Annotated in this window: 18 protein-coding genes; 6 read left to right on the top strand and 12 right to left on the bottom strand. The window is 71.6% G+C overall.

Going from position 1 to position 18671, the window contains the following annotated elements; genetic code table 11:
• Positions 1–33: 33 nt before the first annotated feature.
• The 5 genes from ACJ512_RS09380 (at position 34) to ACJ512_RS09360 (ending at position 5036) form a co-directional block, all read left to right on the top strand.
• Entirely contained in the window at positions 34–738 is a 705-nt protein-coding gene (locus ACJ512_RS09380) for a DUF6390 family protein (protein ID WP_461480109.1), read from the top strand.
• 10 nt (positions 739–748) lie between these two features.
• Positions 749–1870: an alkaline phosphatase family protein gene (locus ACJ512_RS09375; protein ID WP_407687417.1), complete on the top strand. Its 1122-nt coding sequence runs from the start codon at positions 749–751 to the stop codon at positions 1868–1870.
• 283 nt (positions 1871–2153) lie between these two features.
• The gene (locus tag ACJ512_RS09370) at positions 2154–3329 is read left to right on the top strand and encodes a PPE family protein (protein ID WP_407687416.1); all 1176 of its coding nucleotides are present in this window, start codon (positions 2154–2156) and stop codon (positions 3327–3329) included.
• 187 nt (positions 3330–3516) lie between these two features.
• The gene (locus tag ACJ512_RS09365; RefSeq protein WP_407687415.1) at positions 3517–3873 is read left to right on the top strand and encodes a hypothetical protein; all 357 of its coding nucleotides are present in this window, start codon (positions 3517–3519) and stop codon (positions 3871–3873) included.
• A gap of 176 nt (positions 3874–4049) precedes the next feature.
• A complete protein-coding gene (locus ACJ512_RS09360) occupies positions 4050–5036 on the top strand; it encodes a PPE domain-containing protein (RefSeq protein ID WP_407687414.1) in 987 nt (328 codons plus the stop codon).
• A 17-nt stretch (positions 5037–5053) separates the two neighbouring features.
• Here the strand turns inward: ACJ512_RS09360 and ACJ512_RS09355 are convergent, their stop codons facing one another.
• From ACJ512_RS09355 to dxr, 10 genes are all read right to left on the bottom strand, one after another.
• Positions 5054–5794, bottom strand: a complete 741-nt coding sequence (locus ACJ512_RS09355; RefSeq protein WP_407687413.1) for a gamma-glutamyl-gamma-aminobutyrate hydrolase family protein — start codon at positions 5792–5794, stop codon at positions 5054–5056.
• Positions 5795–5875: 81 nt separating this feature from the next.
• Positions 5876–6427, bottom strand: a complete 552-nt coding sequence (locus ACJ512_RS09350) for an alpha/beta hydrolase (protein ID WP_407687434.1) — start codon at positions 6425–6427, stop codon at positions 5876–5878.
• Positions 6428–6496: 69 nt separating this feature from the next.
• On the bottom strand, positions 6497–7996 hold the full coding sequence (locus ACJ512_RS09345; RefSeq protein ID WP_407687412.1) for a cobyric acid synthase: 1500 nt from the start codon (positions 7994–7996) through the stop codon (positions 6497–6499).
• 77 nt (positions 7997–8073) lie between these two features.
• Positions 8074–8931, bottom strand: coding sequence for a type I methionyl aminopeptidase (gene map, locus ACJ512_RS09340; protein ID WP_407687411.1), 858 nt, complete (start codon positions 8929–8931; stop codon positions 8074–8076).
• Between the two features lie 63 nt (positions 8932–8994).
• The gene (locus ACJ512_RS09335; RefSeq protein ID WP_407687410.1) at positions 8995–9567 is read right to left on the bottom strand and encodes a DUF1707 SHOCT-like domain-containing protein; all 573 of its coding nucleotides are present in this window, start codon (positions 9565–9567) and stop codon (positions 8995–8997) included.
• A 58-nt stretch (positions 9568–9625) separates the two neighbouring features.
• Entirely contained in the window at positions 9626–11443 is a 1818-nt protein-coding gene (locus ACJ512_RS09330) for a penicillin-binding transpeptidase domain-containing protein (protein ID WP_407687409.1), read from the bottom strand.
• A gap of 79 nt (positions 11444–11522) precedes the next feature.
• Positions 11523–12377: a GNAT family N-acetyltransferase gene (locus ACJ512_RS09325; protein ID WP_407687408.1), complete on the bottom strand. Its 855-nt coding sequence runs from the start codon at positions 12375–12377 to the stop codon at positions 11523–11525.
• 56 nt (positions 12378–12433) lie between these two features.
• On the bottom strand, positions 12434–13606 hold the full coding sequence (gene ispG / locus ACJ512_RS09320; RefSeq protein WP_407687407.1) for a flavodoxin-dependent (E)-4-hydroxy-3-methylbut-2-enyl-diphosphate synthase: 1173 nt from the start codon (positions 13604–13606) through the stop codon (positions 12434–12436).
• A gap of 48 nt (positions 13607–13654) precedes the next feature.
• Complete coding sequence (locus ACJ512_RS09315) at positions 13655–14869, bottom strand: M50 family metallopeptidase (RefSeq protein WP_407687406.1); 1215 nt, start codon at positions 14867–14869, stop codon at positions 13655–13657.
• 19 nt (positions 14870–14888) lie between these two features.
• Positions 14889–16109, bottom strand: coding sequence for a 1-deoxy-D-xylulose-5-phosphate reductoisomerase (dxr, locus tag ACJ512_RS09310; protein ID WP_407687405.1), 1221 nt, complete (start codon positions 16107–16109; stop codon positions 14889–14891).
• Positions 16110–16241: 132 nt separating this feature from the next.
• Between dxr and ACJ512_RS09305 the strand changes: the two genes are divergently transcribed.
• Positions 16242–16496 carry a DUF2631 domain-containing protein gene (locus ACJ512_RS09305; protein WP_407687404.1) on the top strand — a complete coding sequence of 85 codons (255 nt, stop codon included), beginning with the start codon at positions 16242–16244 and terminating at the stop codon, positions 16494–16496.
• 75 nt (positions 16497–16571) lie between these two features.
• Here ACJ512_RS09305 and rlmN read toward each other — a convergent pair whose 3' ends face one another.
• Together rlmN and ACJ512_RS09295 are read right to left on the bottom strand one after the other, a co-directional pair.
• Positions 16572–17675, bottom strand: coding sequence for a dual-specificity RNA methyltransferase RlmN (gene rlmN / locus ACJ512_RS09300; RefSeq protein ID WP_407687403.1), 1104 nt, complete (start codon positions 17673–17675; stop codon positions 16572–16574).
• A gap of 42 nt (positions 17676–17717) precedes the next feature.
• Positions 17718–18671 (bottom strand): phosphatidate cytidylyltransferase, encoded by a 954-nt coding sequence (locus tag ACJ512_RS09295; RefSeq protein ID WP_407687402.1) that lies wholly within the window; start codon positions 18669–18671, stop codon positions 17718–17720.

The raw sequence follows: 18671 nt of genomic DNA, 5'->3' as shown, positions 1-18671 counted from the left end.
GTCGATGTGCCCGGCTCCGGCGACGGCGTGGAGATGTTCGCCCGCTACGCCTACGCCCCCAACGCGCTGGGCTACTGCGGGCCCCCGCTGGGCGCCACCCTGCGCGACGGCTCGGTCGAGGAGGTGCGCGCCGCGGCGACGCGGTTCTCCGGGGCGTGGCCCTATCTGCGCGTCCTGTCGGCCCTGACCGGAATCGCCGACCCGCTCGATCACCGGCTCGTCGAATCTTATTGGCTCGGCGGCGGTGTCGGCGCGCAGGTGGATCCCGACGATTTCTTCGCCGCGCTGCTGGACATCATCGGGCCGCAGGCGGGCCGCTACTGGTCGCACCTCACAACCGACCTGGCCCGCGAGGCGGCCCCCAACCACTGCTTCCACGTGTTCGGCGTGTATCCGTGGACGCGGTTCCTGGGCCGCGGCGAGCACCCGCTGAGCGTGCTCGACAACTGCCGCATCAGCTGGGGCACAGTGGTTTCGCGCGCCGGCGACGACGTCGAGGTGTCGCGCCGCGCGCTGGCGTGGGACGGCCGGTCGGTGGCGCTGGCCGAGCCTTCGGTGTTCTCCCTCGACGTCTGGGCCGACGGGTACAGCGCGGTGCCCGACGTGGCGGTCGGCGACGAGGTCGCGGTGCACTGGGGCAGGCTGTGCGGGCGGCTGCGGCCCGCGCAGGTCCGGGCGCTGGCCGACAGCACGGACCGCCAGCTGGAGGTGACCAGCCGGCGGCTGGCCCGGGTCTAGCCTGGCCGTCATGACCGGTTCCCTCTGCGACGTACTGCCCGCCGCGGCCGCGGTGCTGGGCGTGCCCGAGGCGCCCGACCGCCTCGCGCTGGCGGAGGCGGCCGGGGATCGGGTCGATCGCGTTGTGGTGGTGCTGGTCGACGGGCTGGGCTGGCACCTGCTGGCGGAGCTGGCCGCCAGCGCGCCGCTGCTGTCCTCGGTGCTGGCCGGTGGGACCGGGCGGCTCACCCGGCTGGCGTGCACGTTCCCGTCGACGACGCCGACCAGCCTGGTGTCCCTGGGCACCGGCGCGCGCCCCGGCGAACACGGCATCCTGGGCTTCACCCTCAACGTCCCCGGCACCGACCGGGTGGTCAACCACATCCTCTGGCGCGACGACCCGCCGTACGCGGCCTGGCAGCCGTTGCCGACGTGGTTTGCCCGTCTCGAGCGGGCGGGCACCGCCGCACACGCCGTGCTGCCCGCGGCTTTTATGGGCAGCGGCCTGACCGACGCGGCCTACCGCGGGGCGCGGTTCGTCCCGACCCTTCCCGACGACGACTATGCCGCCGCGGTGACCACCACGCTGCGGTCGGCGCCGGGCCTCGTCTACGGCTACACCGCCGTCCTCGACACCGCGGCCCACGTGTTCGGCATCGGTTCCCCCGGCTGGCATGAGGCGGCGGCCCGCGTCGATGCGCTGCTGACCCGGCTGGTCGAGGAGCTGCCCGCCGGTGCCGTGCTGCTGGTGACCGCCGACCACGGCGGCCTCAACGTCGGGCCGGATGCCCGCATCGACCTCGACGCCGACCCGCGCCTGGCCGCCGGAGTGCGGGTGGTGGCCGGCGAGCCGCGGGTGCGCCACCTGCACACCGAGGCGGGGGCCGCCGCCGACGTGCGGGCGGCCTGGGCCGGTGTCCTCGGCGACCGCGCGCAGGTCCACAGCCGCGAGGAGGCCGTGGCCACCGGGGTGTTCGGGCCGGTCGATCCGCGCCACGCGGCCCGGATCGGTGACGTCGTGGTCACCTGCACCGGCGACCTGGCCGTATTGGCGACCGCGCACGAACCCCCGGAGACGGCTCGGCTCATAGGTTTTCACGGCGCGGCCACACCCGCCGAGATGGCCATCCCCCTCATCGTCTGGCGCGGCTGACACCGTCGGCGGCGAAAGCCGCCCCGGGCGCCCAGTTGCGAACTGTTTGCATTATTGTTGCGAATCGATTGCATCTGCGGGGCCCGCGGGGTTAGGTTCTTCTTGCGGTGGCCGCTTCGGACCGAAGGGCCGCCACATGATAGACGTTGCGCCGCAAGCGTTTCGGATGTCGATGCTTGGTCATGCCCAAAAACGTTGGGGGTCCGTCGTTCTGCGTGCGCGGGCCGTCGACACCAGCGTCCGCAACACCATCAGCCGAACCAACCGACGGGAGGACCCGGTCATGGATTTCGCAGCGCTTCCGCCCGAAGTCAACTCCGCACGCATGTACACCGGGCCGGGATCGGGCCCCATGCTCACCGCGGCGGCCGCCTGGGACGGCCTGGCCGCCGAATTATCACGTACCGCAGCCGATTACGGTTCGGTGGTCGCAGACATCGCCACCGGCTCCTGGCGTGGGCCGGCATCGGCCGCCATGGCGGCGGCCGCCGCGCCCTATGTCACCTGGATGGGGAGCACCGCCGCGCAGGCCGCGCAGGCCGGCGCCCAGGCCAAGGCGGCCGCCGGGGCCTATGAGGCCGCCTTCGCCATGACGGTGCCCCCGCCGGTGATCGTGGCCAACCGCGCGCAGCTGGCGTCGCTGGTCGCCACCAACCTGCTGGGCCAGAACACCCCGGCGATCGCGGCCACCGAAGCGCAGTACGCCGAGATGTGGGCCCAGGACACCGCGGCGATGTACGGCTACGCGGGCTCGTCGGCAGCGGCCGCGGACCTGACGTCATTCCCCGGCCCGCCGCAGGCCACCAACACCGCCGCCGAGACCCAGACCACGCTCTCCCAGCTCATGAGTTCGGTGCCGACAACGCTGCAGGCGCTCGCCGGCCCGGGCCTGGGCGGCGTCCAGAACTGGCTCGGGCTGGGCGGGGTCGACGTCTCCAGCCCGGCGGGAATCCTCAGCCTCCTGGGGGGAACCGACGGGTCGCCGCTCGGCGCGTTCATCAACGACAACGCCCTGAACACGATCTTCTCCTCGGGCTTCTACATGCCGGGAAACTTCTTGGGAAACATGGTCGACTTCCTCGGCCTGCAGGGTGCCGGCGCGGCGGCGGCCGATGCCGCGGGGGCGGCCGAGAACGCCGCCGGCGCCGCCACCGGCGGGCTCGGCCAGTCGATGGGCGGGCTCGGCGGCACGGTGTCGGCCGGGCTGGGGCACGCGGCCTCGATCGGTCCGCTGTCCGTGCCCCCCGCCTGGACCGCGACCGGCCCCCTGGGCGCGGCCGCGTCGGCGCTGCCCGGCCCGGGCGTACTCGGCAGCCTCGGCAACCCCGCAGCGCAAGGCCCGGCGAGCATGCTCGGCGGCATGCCGCTGTCCGCGCCGGGAGGGCGCGGCTTCGTCCCCCAGATGCCCCGCTACGGGTCGACGCCCACCGTGATGCCCCGCGTCCCGGCCGTCGGGTGAGCCGGCGCCCCGGTCGCCCGCCCGCGCCCGTTAGGGGAACGCACACCTGACTCTGACCGTTCTCACAGGTGGCCGAGACCACCGCCCCACTACAGTCAAGACCACTGTGAAGTTCCGGTGTGGCGGTACGAGTCGGCGGTGGTGGGCGGCGGTCGCGGCCCTGGCCGCACTGTGTGTCCTCGCCGCCGTGACGACGGGCTGGGCATCCCGGGGCACCGCGGTTGCCGCCGCCATCGTCCCGCAACCCGTATCCGTGTCGCACACCGCCCCAGGCGCCGGCGGCACCCACGCGCAGCGTGAGGATCGCGGATCCTTGCTCGCCCATGGCTTTTCGAGCGATCGTTCGCCGACCCACCAGAAGAAGAACGCCTGGATGACCCGCGACCGGCCGCCGACCGGAAACCGCATCGCCGCCCAGGCGGTGCGGTCCCCGTCGCCCGCCGTCGCGTCGCAATGCCGGCCCGGCGACTCCGGCGCGCGCGCGCCCGCGATCGCCCCGACCGCTCGCGACATCCTGACCGAGTTCTGCGTCGCCCGCTGCTGACAGGCCGGCGTCGGACCGTCACGCCCGTGGCTGCTGCCGATTCGCCGAGACGCGAACGGGTGGAGCTTTCGACATGTGTCCGACGACCACCGGCACCGGCCGTCTTCGCACTCGAGCATCGAGGGAGATTTCATGTTCCTGCGCACCACCCGATCCGTCCTTCAAGTGAGCTAGCGATGTACTTCGGGATGCGACCACCGGAGATCATCTCCGGACAGCTGTATTCGGGCCCCGGTTCGGAACTGATGATGACCGCCGCCACCGCCTGGGAGGCGCTGGCCGGCGCCCTGGGCGAGGCGGCGGCGGGCTACGCCGCGGCGATCGGGCAACTCGCACGGGGCTGCCCCGGCCCGGCGGCGACGGCCCAGGCGCTGGCGCACCACCGCGACTGGCTGGACGCCCTCGCCGCGCGGGCCCGGCAGACCGCCGCCCACGCCGAGGCGGCCGCGACCGCCTACGAGGCGGCGTTCGCCGCGACGGTTCCCCCACCCGCGGTCGAGGCCAACCGCGCGCGGCGCGCGGCGTTGGCCGCCACGAATTTCCTGGGCCACACCAGCGCGGACATCGCGGACACCGAAGCCGACTACGAGCGGATGTGGGCGCAAGACGCCGCCGCCATGTACGCCTACGCGGCCGCGTCCGCGGATGCGGCGACGGTGACAACCTTCGCCCCGCCGCCGGCTCACCCCGGCGAGACGGCCACGCGGGTGTCCGGCGGATGGCGGGTCAAGGCAGCCCCGGACGTCGTCGCGGCCGGCCGGCAGGTGACCGCGGCAATCCCCGACGGGTTGGCCGGGCTCTCGCGCTCACCGCTGAGCAGCTTCGATGAGCCCCTGCTGCCGGTGACCGCGTCGCTGTCCAAGCTCAGTTCGCTGTCCGCGCCGCTGGACGTCGCGATCAGACACCTCAACTCCCTCAACAAGGCGGCGGCGCTGCGGCGGATGCTGCCCGATCCGAGTGGTGCGGGCGCCGCGACGGTCACCGCGCGAGTCGGTCGCGGGACGTCGGTCGGGCTGTTGACGGTGCCGAGCGCCTGGACCGAACCCGTCACGGCAACGTGCGGCGGCGCACTGCCGCTGCGTCGGGCCCGCGCCGGCGAGCCGATCCGCCTGGTCGCCGAGACCGAACCACCGGGGCAACCGTCACGGCGCAGGCCGAGCTGAACCCGGCGCGCCGGGCTTCATTGGAGCGCGGCGTATTCGCGTGCGGCCGCCACGATCGCCGAGAACAGCCTCAGGTCCCCCAGGCACTCCTCCGGATGCCACTGCACGGCCAGCGCGAAGCCGTCGCCCGGCACCTCGAGCGCCTCGACCACCCCGTCGGCGTCCCACGCGCTGACCACCAGTCCCGCGCCGACTTCCGCGACGGCCTGATGGTGGTAACAGCGCACCTCGGCTGATTCGCCGAGCAGTGCCGCCAACCGCGTGCCGGGCACCGTGCGCACCGCCAACGAGGTGAACACCGCGTTGCCGGCCCGATGCCCGTGGTGGCCCAGGACGTCGGGCAGGTGCTGGTGCAGCGTCCCGCCGAAGGCCACGTTGAGCAGCTGCGCGCCGCGGCAGATGCCCAGCACCGGCAGCCCGCGCCGCAACGCGGCGCGCAACAACGCGAACTCCCAGGCGTCCCGCGCGGGTACCGGCTGGTCGGTCTGCGGGTGCCCCTGCTGCCCGTAGGCCGCGGGATCGATGTCGTTGCCGCCCGTGAGCACCAGGGCGTCGAGGCAGTCGAGCACCCGGTCGGCGACGCCGGGCCCCACCGGCTGCGGCGGCAGCAGCACGGCGACACCGCCGGCCATCGCGACGCCCTGGAAATAGCCGGCGGGCAGGAAACCGGCCGGCACGTCCCACACCCCGGTCCGGGCCCGGTCCAGGTAGGTGGTCAGGCCGACGACCGGACCGGCCGTGCCAGCGGTGTCGACCACGCATCGCCTCCTCGGTCACCGCCGACGCGCCGCACCGCGCGGCAGCCGTCGGCAAATCGCTTGCAGCCCAACCAGCCGGCGCTACCAGGTGCTGGTGCGCAGCACGATCTCGGCGGCCAGCTGGGCGGTCGACTCCTGCGCGGTGCATCGGGCAAGTTCCACGACGCGGTAATCGGAGTAGACGAACCGCTGGCTCTCGTGGGCCACCGCGCGGGCCTGCGGGGAACTGACCAGCACGGTCGTCCCGATCTCCACCGGCGGGCAATGGTCGTCGCGCACCGCGCCCTGGGTGTCGGCCACCCGCGGATGTCCACGGTCGATGGCCACCAGGCCGACGAACCGGCCCAGCTTGGTCGCCGCCAACTCCCAGGCGAGTTCTCCCCCGGCGCGGTCGCCGACCACGACGGCCCACCCGATTCCCACCGCATCGAGGATGCCGACCACCGACTTGGGAGTCAGCCGCGGATCGAAGCCGATGACGACCGTCCGCAGCGAGGCCGTGTGCAGCCGCTCGCAGACCGCGTCGTAGGCCGCCGGCGGCCGCTGCACGTCGCCCATGATGACCACGACCACGCCCTTTTCCGGACCGGCGATCCCCACGGGGACGGGAAACCCGTCCAGGGTGGTCATCATCGAGGGCACTTACGCACGCTACAGCCGATCGGCATGCGGGCGCGAGGCTTTTCCGCAGCCAACACCCCCTCAGACCCGCAACGCGGTTGCGATGTGCGGTCGCCGCGGCGGCGGCGCGTCGAGCAGGCCGAGAACGGCGTCGAGGTCCAGGTGCGACTCCAGCATCTCGGCGACGACGTCCAGCTGGGCGTCGCGCCGGGCGGCGACTTCGACGTCTCCGACGACGAATCCGCGGCGGCCGGCCGCGTCGGCGACGCGGCTCAGCCACGCGCGGCGGAACTCGTCGTTGTCGAGCAGGCCGTGCCAATGCGTGCCGAAAATCGCGGCGCGTTCGATGCCCTGCGATTCGGACTCGACCTCGAACCAGCTCCGTTCGGCGCACCGGGACAGCCGCCCGTGATGGATCTCGTATCCGGTGAGCGGCCGCTGCCAGCGCCGCAGGACCTTGGCCTCGGCGAAGGCGATGTCGGCGTCCAGCAGCCCCAGCCCGGCGATTTCCCCCGCCCGGGATTCCACCGGGTCCACGATGCGCCGGCACAGCATCTGGAAGCCGCCGCAGATGCCCAGCACCGGTTTGCCGGCGCGGGCGTGACCGACGATCGCGCCGGCCAGGCCGCGGTCGCGCAGCCAGGCCAGGTCGGCCACGGTGGCCTTGCTGCCCGGCAGCACGATCAGGTCGGCGTCGGCCAGGTCGCCGGGGTCGGTGACCCAACGCACCAGGACGCCCGGCTCGCAGGCCAGCGCCTCGACGTCGGTGGAGTTGGAGATGCGGGGCAGGCGAACCGCCGCGACCCGCAGCCATTCGTCGCCGCATGGTGGCGCGGGCCTGCCCACGGTGCGGTGGGCGACCACCGACAGCGAGTCCTCGGCGTCCAGCCAGAGGTCGTCGGCGTAGGGCAGCACACCGTAGGTGGGGCGCCCGGTCATGGCGTGCAGCTGCCGCAGGCCCGGCTCCAGCAGTGCGGGGTCACCGCGGAACTTGTTGACGACGAAGCCGGCGACCAGCGCCTGGTCCTCGGGCTCGAGCACGGCGAGCGTGCCGAACAGATGCGCGAGCAGACCGCCGCGGTCGATGTCCCCGACCACCACCACCGGAAGGTTCGCGGCCCTGGCCAGACCCATGTTGGCCACATCGGTTGCGCGCAGGTTGATCTCGGCGGGAGAACCCGCACCCTCGCAGATCACCGCGTCGAATTCTTCACGTAGACAGGACAATTCGTCGAATACGACGCCGGCAAGCCGCTCCCGGTGCCGCATGTAGCCGCTCGCCGTGACCGACTCGGCGACCCGGCCCCGGATCACCAGCTGCGACGTGCGGTCGCCGCCCGGTTTGAGCAGGATCGGGTTGAAGCGGACGCTGGGTTCCAGGCCCGCCGCCCGGGCCTGGATCGCCTGGGCCCGCCCGATCTCGCCGCCCTCGACGGTGACGGCCGAGTTGTTGGACATGTTCTGCGCCTTGAACGGCGCGACCCGGACCCCGCGGCGGGCCAGCAGCCGGCACAGGCCCGCCACCAGCACCGACTTCCCCGCGTCGGAGCTGGTGCCGGCAACCAGCAGCGCGCCGCTCACGACTTACCGCGAGCAGACGCAGAATCGCACGATTCCCCGCGAATCAGTGCGATTCTGCGTCTGCTCGCGCCGCAAACTCATGGCAGCGTGAGGATCTCGACACCGGTCTCGGTGACCAGCAGCGTGTGCTCGAACTGCGCCGTCCACTTGCGGTCCTTGGTGACCACCGTCCAGCCGTCGTCCCAGATCTCGTAGTCCAGCCCGCCCAGGTTGATCATCGGCTCGATGGTGAACGTCATCCCCGGCTGCATGGTCGTGGTCACCGAGGGCTGGTCGTAGTGCAGCACCACCAGCCCGTTGTGGAACGTGGTGCCGATACCGTGCCCGGTGAAGTCGCGAACGACGTTGTAGCCGAACCGGTTTGCGTACGACTCGATGACCCTGCCGACGACCGACAGCGCACGCCCCGGTTTGACGGCGTTGATCGCCCGCATGGTGGCCTCGTGGGTGCGCTCCACCAGCAACCGGTGCTCCTCGGAGACGTCGCCGGCCGGGAAGGTGGCGTTGGTGTCGCCGTGCACCCCGTCGATGTAGGCGGTGACGTCGATGTTGACGATGTCGCCGTCCTCGACCACCGTCGAGTCGGGGATGCCGTGACAGATGACCTCGTTGAGAGAGGTGCAGCACGACTTCGGAAATCCCTTGTAGCCCAGCGTCGACGGGTAGGCGCCGTGGTCGACCATGTACTCGTGGGCGATCCGGTCCAGTTCGTCGGTGGTCACCCCCGGCGCGACCGCCTTGCCCGCCTCGGCCAGCGCGCCCGCCGCGATCCGGCCGGCGACGCGCATCTTCTCGATGACCTCCGGCGTCTGCACCCACGGCTCGCTGCCCTCGCGGGCGGTCGGCTTGCCGACATACTCCGGGCGCGCGATGCGGGTGGGCACCGGCCGGGTCGGGGACAACACTCCGGGGGAAAGCGCGGTGCGAGCAGGCATACCGCCAGCTTAATCGCCCGCCTGGAGCCGGCTCGGCCGCGAGGGTGAATCGGCGGCGTCGACTCACACCCGATGCCGGCGCAGCAGCGACCGCCGCGGTCCCCGGATGGTCACCGATCCGCACACCACCCGTCCCGTCAGCACCACATGCGGCCTGCCCTCACCGGGTGCGTCCTTGCGTCGGTCGCTGGCGCTGCCGCCGTAGACCTCGACGTCGTCGATCGAGGCGCTGGCGCCGTCGGGCAACCGGATCTGCACCGAGCCGAACCTCATGTCCATCTCGATGACCACCACCGGCCCCGCGAACCGGGCCCTGGTCAGGTCGAGTTCCACCGAGCCCAGTCGGCGCACCAGCGCCAGGCGGGTGGGCACCATCCATTCGCCGTGCCGCTTCAGCGAGCCCGCCCAGCCGCGCAGCTCCACCCGGTCCGCCGCGGAGGTGACGATGGCGCCGGGCCCCGGCAGGTCGCCGACCAACCCGTCCAGCTCGCCCCGGGTACGCGCGTAGGACACCTGCGACGAGCGCTGCTCGAACTCGTCGATGTCGATCAGCCCGAGCGCGACGGCGTTGTGCAGTCGCCGCATCGTGCCGTTGCGGTCGGCGTCGGAAACCCGCAGCGATACCGGAGCCACCATGTCTCCACCGCTCTCAGCGCCCACCCTGGCAATTTACCGCCGCGGGCGGGCCGGGGCCTCAGGTGAGGAAATCCGGGGGCAGCGACTCGAACATCACCTTGGTCATCCGCACCGCATATTCCGAGCTGCCACCCCCCACGATCAGGGACGCGAACGCCAGGTCGCCGCGGTACCCGGCGAACCAGGAGTGCGACCCGCCCGGGAACTCGGCCTCGCCGGTCTTCCCGAACACCGCCCCGCAGCCCGAGATCTCCTTGGCGGTTCCGTTGGTCACCACCAGCCGCATCATGGGCCGCAGGGCCTCGACCATCTTGGGGCTGATGGGCGTCGCGTCGCCCTGTACCGTCGTCGGCCGCCCGGCGATCAGCTGCGGCACCGGCGTCCTGCCGGCAGCCACCGTGGCGGCCACCAGGGCCATGCCGAACGGGCTGGCCAGCACCCGTCCCTGCCCGAAGCCGTCCTCGGTGCGCTCGGCCAGGTCCACCGTCGGCGGCACCGAGCCCGTGACCGTGGTGATGCCCTCGACCTGGTAGTCCAGCCCGATGCCGTAGCGGCTGGCCGCCTGCGTCAGCCCGCGCGGCGGCATCTTGCTGCTCAGCTCGGCGAACGTGGTGTTGCAGGAACTGGCGAACGCGCGCGACATCGGCACCACGCCGAGGTCGAAGCCGCCGTAGTTGGGGATGCTGCGGTGCCCGATGTCGATGTGGCCCGGGCAGCCCATCATCGTGTTGGGCGTGGCCATGTCGCGCTCGACGGCCGCACCGGCGGTCACCATCTTGAATGTCGACCCCGGCGGGAACAGGCCGGTGGTGGCGAGCGGGCCGTCGGCGTCGGCCCCGGCGTTCTGCGCGATCGCCAGGATCTCCCCGGTCGACGGCTTGATCACCACCATCATCGCCTTGCCGCCGCGGGTATCGACGGCGTGCTGGGCGGCATTCTGCACCGCCCGGTCCAGGGTGAGCGAGACCGACGGCGCCGGCGACCCCGGAACCTCGTGCAGCACTTCGACTTCGACACCGTTCTGGTTCACGCTGACCACCCGCCAACCCGGCTCGCCGTCGAGCTGGCCGATGACCGCCTTCTTCACCTCGGCCACGACCGTCGACGCGAAATGCGGATCGGTGGGCAGCATCTCGGGCTGGGGCGTGATCGCGATGCCGGGCAGCCGGCCGATCGCCGGGAAGACCTTGTCGTTGTCGTCCGGATGCAGGGTGACCAGGTCCACCGGCTGGGTCGACGAGCTGGCCTGCTCGGCGAGCAGCTGCGGATCGCCGAGCGCGTCGTTGAAGGGGTGCAGGACGTCGACCACCGCGTGCGCCGTCGAGCTCAGGGCCAACCCGGAGCCGGCCTGCGTGGCGTCCAGCGCGTAGTGGTACAGGTAGCCCGGCACCAGCACGTCGGTGCCGCCGAGTTCGTTGACCGAGGCGCGCCGCGGCCGGTCGGCCCGCAGCGCGAACGTCTGGTGCTCGCCCAGCTTGGGGTGCAGCCCGGTGGTGGTCCAGCGCACGCGCCAGCGTCCCTCGTAGCGGGCCATCTTCAGCTCGCCGTCATAGGTCCAGACCCGGTCCTTGGGCAGATGCCAGGAGAAACGGTAGTCCACCTTGCCGGTGTCCTCGGCGTATCTGGCGCTGAGTACCTGCGCGTCCAGGTGGGTGGCCTGCAGCCCCGCCCAGGCCGCGTTGAGCGCCTCGCGGGCGTCGTTGGGGCTGTCGCTGAGCTGGGCGGCGGTCGCGGTGTCCCCGACGGCCAGGGCGGCGAAGAACTTCTCGGCGGCCGGGCCAGGCCCGTCGGGCCGCGGGGTGCACGCGGACAGCGCGATCGCCGCAACGACCACCAAGCATGTGACTGATGAGACGAATGTTGTTCGAGTTGCCATCGGTGCTGATGTTAAGAACTGTGGCCGGGACACCCCCGCCGACACACCGAGACGCAACCGTTATGGTTCGCGGCCGTCCCTAATCCAGCAGGACGGTCGCGAACGTGCCGACCTCGGTGAAACCGACGCGCGCATACGCCGCGCGGGCCACCGCGTTGAAATCGTTGACGTAGAGGCTGGCGATGCGCCCGGCGCCGACGATCACCGCGGCCACCGTCGCGGTACCGCCCGTGCCCAGTCCCTGGCCGCGCCACTCCGGGTGCACCCAGACGCCCTGGATCTGGCCGACCCGCGGGGACTGCGACCCCACCTCGGCCTTGAACACGACCTGACCGTCCTCGAAGCGCGCCCAGGCCCGCCCGGCGGCGATCAGGCTGGCCACCCGGCGCCGGTAGCCACGGCCGCCGTCGCCGATGCGCGGGTCGACGCCCACCTCCCCGATGAACATGTCGACGGCGGCCACCAGGTAGGCGTCCAACTCGTCCGGCCGGACCTGGCGCACCCCGACGTCGATGTCGCAGTTGGGATGGGCGGACAGCGCCATCAGCGGCTGCTGCTCGCGCACGTCACGCGCCGGGCCCCACGCCACCTCGAGCCGCTCCCACATCGGCAGCACCAGGTCGGCCCTGCCGACCAGCGACGAACAGCGCCGCGTCCCGCTCATCGCCTCGTCGGCGAACGCGTTGAGGTCGGCCGGCGCGCCACGCAGCGGGATCAGGTTGGCACCGGCAAAGCACAACGACTCCTCCGGGCCGCGGCGGGTCCACAGCTCGCCGCCGATCGCGTTGGGGTCGACGCCGTGGTCGGCGACGCGGGCCGCGACCATGCACGACCCGACCGGGTCCTCGTCGAAAACGTGCCACACGGCGGCGGCATCGCGCACCACGGACACCCGCCGCTCGCCGACGAGGCGGAAGATGGGCGGAGCCGACATGGGGGCGAACTCCCTGTGGTGGGTGCCGGGGACCGGTGCGAGCGCACCGGCCCCCATCAGCTTACGGTCACAATCGGCGAACCGCTCGCCGTTGTTTGCGGCCCGTCGCCCGATTCGTCACCCGTTTCGGACGCGAGCCGCATCGCCTCCTCGATCAGGGTCTCGACGATCTTGGCTTCCGGGACGGTCTTGATCACCTCGCCGCGAACGAAGATCTGGCCCTTGCCATTTCCCGACGCCACGCCCAGGTCGGCCTCGCGGGCCTCCCCCGGACCGTTGACGACGCAGCCCATCACGGCGACCCGCAGCGGCACGTCGAGACCGTCCAGGCCGGCGGTGACCTCGTTGGCCAGCGTGTAGACGTCGACCTGGGCCCGGCCGCACGACGGGCACGACACGATCTCGAGGCCCCGCGGCCGCAGGTTGAGCGACTCGAGGATCTGGACGCCGACCTTGACCTCCTCGACCGGCGGGGCGGACAGCGACACCCGGATGGTGTCGCCGATGCCCTTGGACAGCAGCGCGCCGAAGGCGACCGCGGACTTGATGGTGCCCTGGAACGCCGGCCCGGCCTCGGTGACCCCGAGATGCAGCGGGTAGTCGCACCGGGCGGCCAGCAACTCGTAGGCGGCGACCATCACCACCGGGTCGTTGTGCTTGACGCTGATCTTGAGTTCGGAGAAACCGTGCTCCTCGAACAGCGAGGCCTCCCACAGCGCCGACTCCACCAGCGCCTCGGGGGTGGCCTTGCCGTACTTCTCCAGGAACCGCTTGTCCAGCGAGCCGGCGTTGACGCCGATACGGATCGGGATGCCGGCATCGCCGGCGGCCTTGGCGACCTCCCCGACCCGGCCGTCGAACTCCTTGATGTTGCCGGGGTTGACGCGCACCGCGGCGCAGCCGGCGTCGATGGCGGCGAAGATGTACTTGGGCTGGAAGTGGATGTCGGCGATCACCGGGATCTTGCTCTTGGAGGCGATCGCGGCCAGCGCGTCGGCGTCCTCCTGACGCGGACACGCCACCCGCACGATGTCGCACCCCGCCGCGGTCAGTTCGGCGATCTGCTGCAGCGTCGAGTTGACGTCGTGGGTCTTGGTGGTGCACATCGACTGCACCGAGATCCGGTAGTCGCTGCCCACCCCGACGTCGCGAACCATCAGCTGGCGCGTGGGACGCCGGGGCGCGAGCGTGGGTGCCGGCGCGTCCGGCATGCCCAGGCCAATGCTCACTTTGTCGATCCTTTGCTTCGTTATCGGAGCTTCGTCATCGGAGCTTGGTCATTGGAAGAGCCGGATCGGGTTCACCAGATCGGCTGTCACGGTCAGCAGCATGTACCCGACGACGAAGACCAGGACCACATACGTCGCGGGCATCAGCTTGAGATAGTTCACGGGCGCGGCCGCCACCATGCCGCGGGCCGAGCGGATCACGTTGCGGATCTTCTCGAACACCGCGATGGCGATGTGGCCGCCGTCGAAGGGCAGCAGCGGCACCAGGTTGATCGCACCGAGGATGAGGTTCAGCTGGGCCAGGAAGAACCAGAACGCCACCCACAGCCCGTGGTCGACGGTGTCGCCGCCGATGATGCTGGCCCCGACGACGCTCATCGGCGTCTGCGGGTCGCGCTGCCCACCGCCGATGGCATGCACCAGCGCGCCGACCTTCGTCGGGATCGCGACCAGCGCCTTGCCCACCTCGACGGTCAGGCCCCCGGCGAACGCGAACGTGGCCGGCACCGCGGCGAACACGCCGTAGTGGGTGGGCGTGAGCCTGACGGCGCCGACACCGATGGCGCCGACCGTCGAGGCCTCCGGCTTGCCGTCCTGTCCGTTTCCGACGAAGCGTTGCGTGGGCGTGATGTCGACGTAGGTGGTGACGGTGGAGCCGTCGCGTTCCACGACGACCGGAACGGTCCCGTGCAACCTGCGGACCGCCACGGCCATGTCCTCGAAGCTGGACACCGGGGTGTCACCGACCTTGACCACGACGTCGCCGGGGCGGATCCCGGCGCGCGCGGCCGGACCGGGGCCCGTGCAGTTCCCGAGCTTGCCGGGCGCCACTTCCGGTGCGACACAAGCCGTTTCGCCGACCACGGCCTTGGTGGGCGGGTGCAGGTTCGGCAGCCCCCAGACCAGCGCGATCCCGTAGAGCAGCACCAGGCAGATGACGAAGTTCATGCCGGGGCCCGCGAACAACACCGCAACCCGCTTCCAGGTCGCCTGCTTGTACATCGCCCGGTCGGCCTCGTCGGGCGCCAGCTCCTCGACCGGCGTCATGCCGGCGATGTCGCAGAAGCCGCCCAGCGGGACGCCCTTGACGCCGTACTCGGTCTCCCCGCGCCGGGTCGACCACAGCGTCGGCCCGAAGCCGACGAAGTAGCGGCGCACCTTCATGCCCGTGGCGCGCGCCACCCACATGTGGCCGCACTCGTGCAGGGCCACCGAGACCAGGATGGCCAGCGCGAACAGCACAATGCCGATAACGAACATCATTTCGCTGCCAGGACCTTTCTCAAGCCAATCCCGAGACCTTGTCAGGGGCCACTGCCGGGGTCGCAGTTGTTGCTACTGCGAGGGTGCGCCGCGCCCGCTCCCGTGCCCAGCGCTGCGCGTCCAGTACCTCATCCACGTTAGCGGGTGATACGGCCCATTGGTCGGCGGCGTGCAGCACGTCGGCGATCGTTTTGACGATGGCCGGGAAGCCGATCCGGCCGTCGAGGAACGCTTCGGCCGCCTCTTCGTTGGCGGCGTTGTAGACGGCGGTCATGCAGCCGCCGGTCTCCCCGGCGTGCCGGGCGAGGTCGACCGCGGGGAACACGTCGCCGTCGAGCGGCTCGAATTCCCAGCTCGAGGCGGTGCTGAAGTCGCAGGAGGCGGCCGCGCCGGGGACGCGGCGCGGCCAGCCCAGCGCCAGCGAGATGGGCAGCTTCATGTCCGGCGGGCTGGCCTGTGCGATCGTCGAGCCGTCGACGAAGGTGACCATCGAATGAACGATCGACTGCGGGTGCACGACCACCTCGATGCGGTCGTAGGGGATGCCGAACAGCAGGTGGGTTTCGATGAGCTCGAGACCCTTGTTCACCAGCGACGCCGAGTTCAGCGTGTTCATCGGGCCCATCGACCACGTCGGGTGGGCGCCCGCCTGCTCGGGGGTGACGCCCTCGAGGTCGGCGGCCGTCCAGCCCCGGAACGGTCCGCCGGACGCGGTCAACACCAGCCTGGCCACCTCGTCGGGGGAACCGCCGCGCAGGCACTGGGCCAGCGCGGAGTGCTCGGAGTCGACGGGCACGATCTGACCCGGGCGCGCCGCCCGCAGCACCAGGGGGCCGCCGGCGATCAGCGACTCCTTGTTGGCCAGCGCCAGGCGGGCGCCCGACTCCAGCGCGGCCAGCGTCGGGCGCAGCCCCAGCGCTCCGACCAGCGCGTTGAGGATGACGTCGGCCTCGGTTTCCTGCACGAGCCGGGTGACGGCGTCCGGGCCCCGAAACGGGACGTCACCGACGCGCTCAGCCGCCCGCTCGTCGGCGACGGCGATGTTGGTGACCCCGGTTTCCGAGCGTTGCCGCAGCAAGGTGTCCGGGTTCGCGCCCCCGGCGGCCAGCCCGACCACCTCGAAACGGTCGGGGTTGGCGGCGATGACCTCGAGCGCCTGGGTGCCGATGGAGCCGGTGCTGCCCAGCACCAGCACCCGCAGGCGGCCCTCGCCATGCCCGTCGGTCGTCGCAGTGGTCACCCACCCATTGTGCCGTCCGACGCCGACGCGGGCCACGAGGTGGCCCGGGGGGTGACCGAACTCGCGGGACCGCGCGGCGGGTATGCCAGAATCACCTCTTTAGAAGCCGATCCGATCCGAAAGGGACTCGCCGTGGCCAGTACCGAACTGGAATACTCCGCCGGCGTCGACACCGCCGAGGTGCCGTCGGCGGCGTGGGGCTGGAGCAGGATCAACCACCGCACCTGGCATTTCGTCGGCGTGTTCGCCGTCATATTCCTGCTGGCGATGCTGCGCGGCAACCACGTCGGCCGCGTCGAAGACATCTGGCTGGTCGGTTTTGCCGTGGTGGCGCTGTTCGTCCTGGTGCGCGACCTGTGGGGCCGCCGCCGCGGCTGGCTCAGGTAGCCGCAGCTACCCGCCTGCTACTCCTTTTCCAAGGCCAGCTGTCCGCAGGCCTCTGCCTGATCGCCCGCGCTCCAGCTACCCGCCTGCGGCGGCCAGCTGTCCGCAGGCGGCGCTGATCTCGCGGCCGCGGGTGTCCCGCACCGTGCACGACACCCCCTGAGCCCGCACCCGCCGCACGAACTCCCGCTCCACCGGCTTGGGGCTGGCGTCCCACTCGCTGCCCGGGGTCGGGTTGAGCGGGATCAGGTTGACGTGCACCAGGGGCCCGAGCGCGCGATGCAGCCGCTTGCCCAGCAGGTCGGCCCGCCACGCCTGGTCGTTGACGTCGCGGATCAGCGCGTATTCGATCGACACCCGGCGACCGGTCACGTCGGCGTAATAGCGGGCCGCGGCGAGGGCCTCGCCGACCTTCCACCGGGTGTTCACCGGCACCAGCGTGTCGCGCAGCTCGTCGTCCGGCGCGTGCAGCGACAACGCCAGCGTCACCCCCAGCCGTTCGTCGGCGAGTTTGCGGATCGCGGGCACCAGCCCCACCGTCGACACCGTCACCGAACGGGCGGAGATGCCGAAGCCGTGCGGCGCCGGCGCGGTGATGCGCTGCACCGCGGGCAGCACCCGGGCGTAGTTGGCCAGCGGCTCCCCCATGCCCATGAAGACGACGTTCGAGAGCCGCTGAGCCGCCGGGCCGAAGTCGTCGCGCAGCGCCGCCGCGGCGGCCCGTACCTGTTCGAGGATTTCCGCGGTCGACAGGTTGCGCCGCAACCCGCCCTGACCGGTCGCACAGAACGGGCAGGCCATGCCGCAGCCGGCCTGCGACGAGATGCACACCGTGTTGCGCTGCGGGTAGCGCATCAGCACAGACTCGACGGTGGTGCCGTCGGTGGCCCGCCACAGGGTCTTGCGGGTCTGGCCGGCATCGCAGGTGACGTCGGTGGCCGCGGTGAGCAGCGTCGGGAACATCGCCTCGGCGACCAGCTCGCGGACGGCCGCGGGAAGGTCCGTCATCTGATGCGGATCGGCGATCAGCCGCCCGTAGTACTGGTGCCCCAGCTGCTTGGACCGGAACGCGGGCAAGCCCAGCTCCGCGATGACCGACGCGCGGCCGGCCTCGTCCAGGTCGGCCAGGTGCCGCGGCGGCCTGGCGGGGCGCGGTGCGTCGAAAACCAGTTGTTGAACCATGACCCGTCCAGTATCGGTCACGTCGCGCCCGGCCCCGAAAAGCTAGGGCAGCAACGTCAGCACCGTCCAGGCCGCGACCGCCGACGGGAGGACGCCGTCGAGCCGGTCCATCAACCCGCCGTGGCCGGGCAGCAGCCGGCCCATGTCCTTGATGCCGAGGTCGCGCTTGACCTGCGACTCCACCAGGTCGCCGAGCGTGCAGGTCAGCACGAGCACCACGCCCAGCAGGACCCCGATCCACGGCGGCTTGCCGGCCAGGAACGTCGCGGTCAGGGTCGCCGCGGCGGTCCCGAACACCAACGAACCCGCGAACCCCTCCCACGACTTCTTCGGGCTGATCGCGGGAACCATCAGGTGCTTGCCGAACAGCACCCCCACGGCATAGGCGCTCACATCGGAGGCGACGACGGTGATCATGAGGCAGAAGACCCGGCCCGCACCGTCTTTCGGGTAGACGAGCAGCGCCGCGAACGACGCGAACAGGGGGACCCACGCGGCCAGGAACACCGTGGCGGACGCGTCCCGCAGATAGTTCGCCGACGACGAACCGGCGAACGGCTCGGGCCGTTTGCTGTTGTCCTGCATGAACAGCCGCCAGACCATGCACACCACCACCGTCACCCCGAAACCGGCCATCGCGCCGGCCGCGTGGAACGGCCAGGTCAGCCAGACGGTCAGCTGGCCGCCGGCCAACAGCGGGATGACCGGGATGACGTATCCGGCTTCGCGCAGCCGGCGCACCACCTCGTGACTGGCAACGAAGATGGCGATGGCGACGAGCACCACCCAGTAGCGGGAAGCAAAGATCAGTGTTGCGATCAGAACCGCGCCGATGCTGGCACCCACGAGGATGGCGGCGGGCAGGTCGCGTCCCGCCCGCGGGGCCTTTTCGGCCTTTCCGGGCCGCGATCGCACGACGTTGCGGGGCCCAGGGGTCCCGCGGGCAGGCGCCGGGCCCTCGGGCGTGCTTCCTTTGCCGGCGTCGGGGGTTGCCAC

Source organism: Mycobacterium cajalii (genome assembly GCF_045809005.2).
Taxonomy (GTDB): Bacteria; Actinomycetota; Actinomycetes; order Mycobacteriales; family Mycobacteriaceae; genus Mycobacterium.
Note: the sequence above shows the minus strand (reverse complement) of the source record. Positions and strands in the feature narration are given on the sequence as shown.

What these genes read in the sequence shown, in the direction of transcription:
- ACJ512_RS09380 (WP_461480109.1), top strand. Translation starts at nt 34, where the DNA reads ATGTTCGCCCGCTACGCCTACGCCCCCAACGCGCTGGGCTACTGCGGG.
- ACJ512_RS09375 (WP_407687417.1), top strand. Translation starts at nt 749, where the DNA reads ATGACCGGTTCCCTCTGCGACGTACTGCCCGCCGCGGCCGCGGTGCTG.
- ACJ512_RS09370 (WP_407687416.1), top strand. Translation starts at nt 2,154, where the DNA reads ATGGATTTCGCAGCGCTTCCGCCCGAAGTCAACTCCGCACGCATGTAC.
- ACJ512_RS09360 (WP_407687414.1), top strand. Translation starts at nt 4,050, where the DNA reads ATGTACTTCGGGATGCGACCACCGGAGATCATCTCCGGACAGCTGTAT.
- ACJ512_RS09350 (WP_407687434.1), bottom strand. Translation starts at nt 6,427, where the DNA reads ATGATGACCACCCTGGACGGGTTTCCCGTCCCCGTGGGGATCGCCGGT.
- map (WP_407687411.1), bottom strand. Translation starts at nt 8,931, where the DNA reads ATGCCTGCTCGCACCGCGCTTTCCCCCGGAGTGTTGTCCCCGACCCGG.
- ACJ512_RS09335 (WP_407687410.1), bottom strand. Translation starts at nt 9,567, where the DNA reads ATGGTGGCTCCGGTATCGCTGCGGGTTTCCGACGCCGACCGCAACGGC.
- ACJ512_RS09330 (WP_407687409.1), bottom strand. Translation starts at nt 11,443, where the DNA reads ATGGCAACTCGAACAACATTCGTCTCATCAGTCACATGCTTGGTGGTC.
- ACJ512_RS09325 (WP_407687408.1), bottom strand. Translation starts at nt 12,377, where the DNA reads ATGTCGGCTCCGCCCATCTTCCGCCTCGTCGGCGAGCGGCGGGTGTCC.
- ACJ512_RS09315 (WP_407687406.1), bottom strand. Translation starts at nt 14,869, where the DNA reads ATGATGTTCGTTATCGGCATTGTGCTGTTCGCGCTGGCCATCCTGGTC.
- rlmN (WP_407687403.1), bottom strand. Translation starts at nt 17,675, where the DNA reads ATGGTTCAACAACTGGTTTTCGACGCACCGCGCCCCGCCAGGCCGCCG.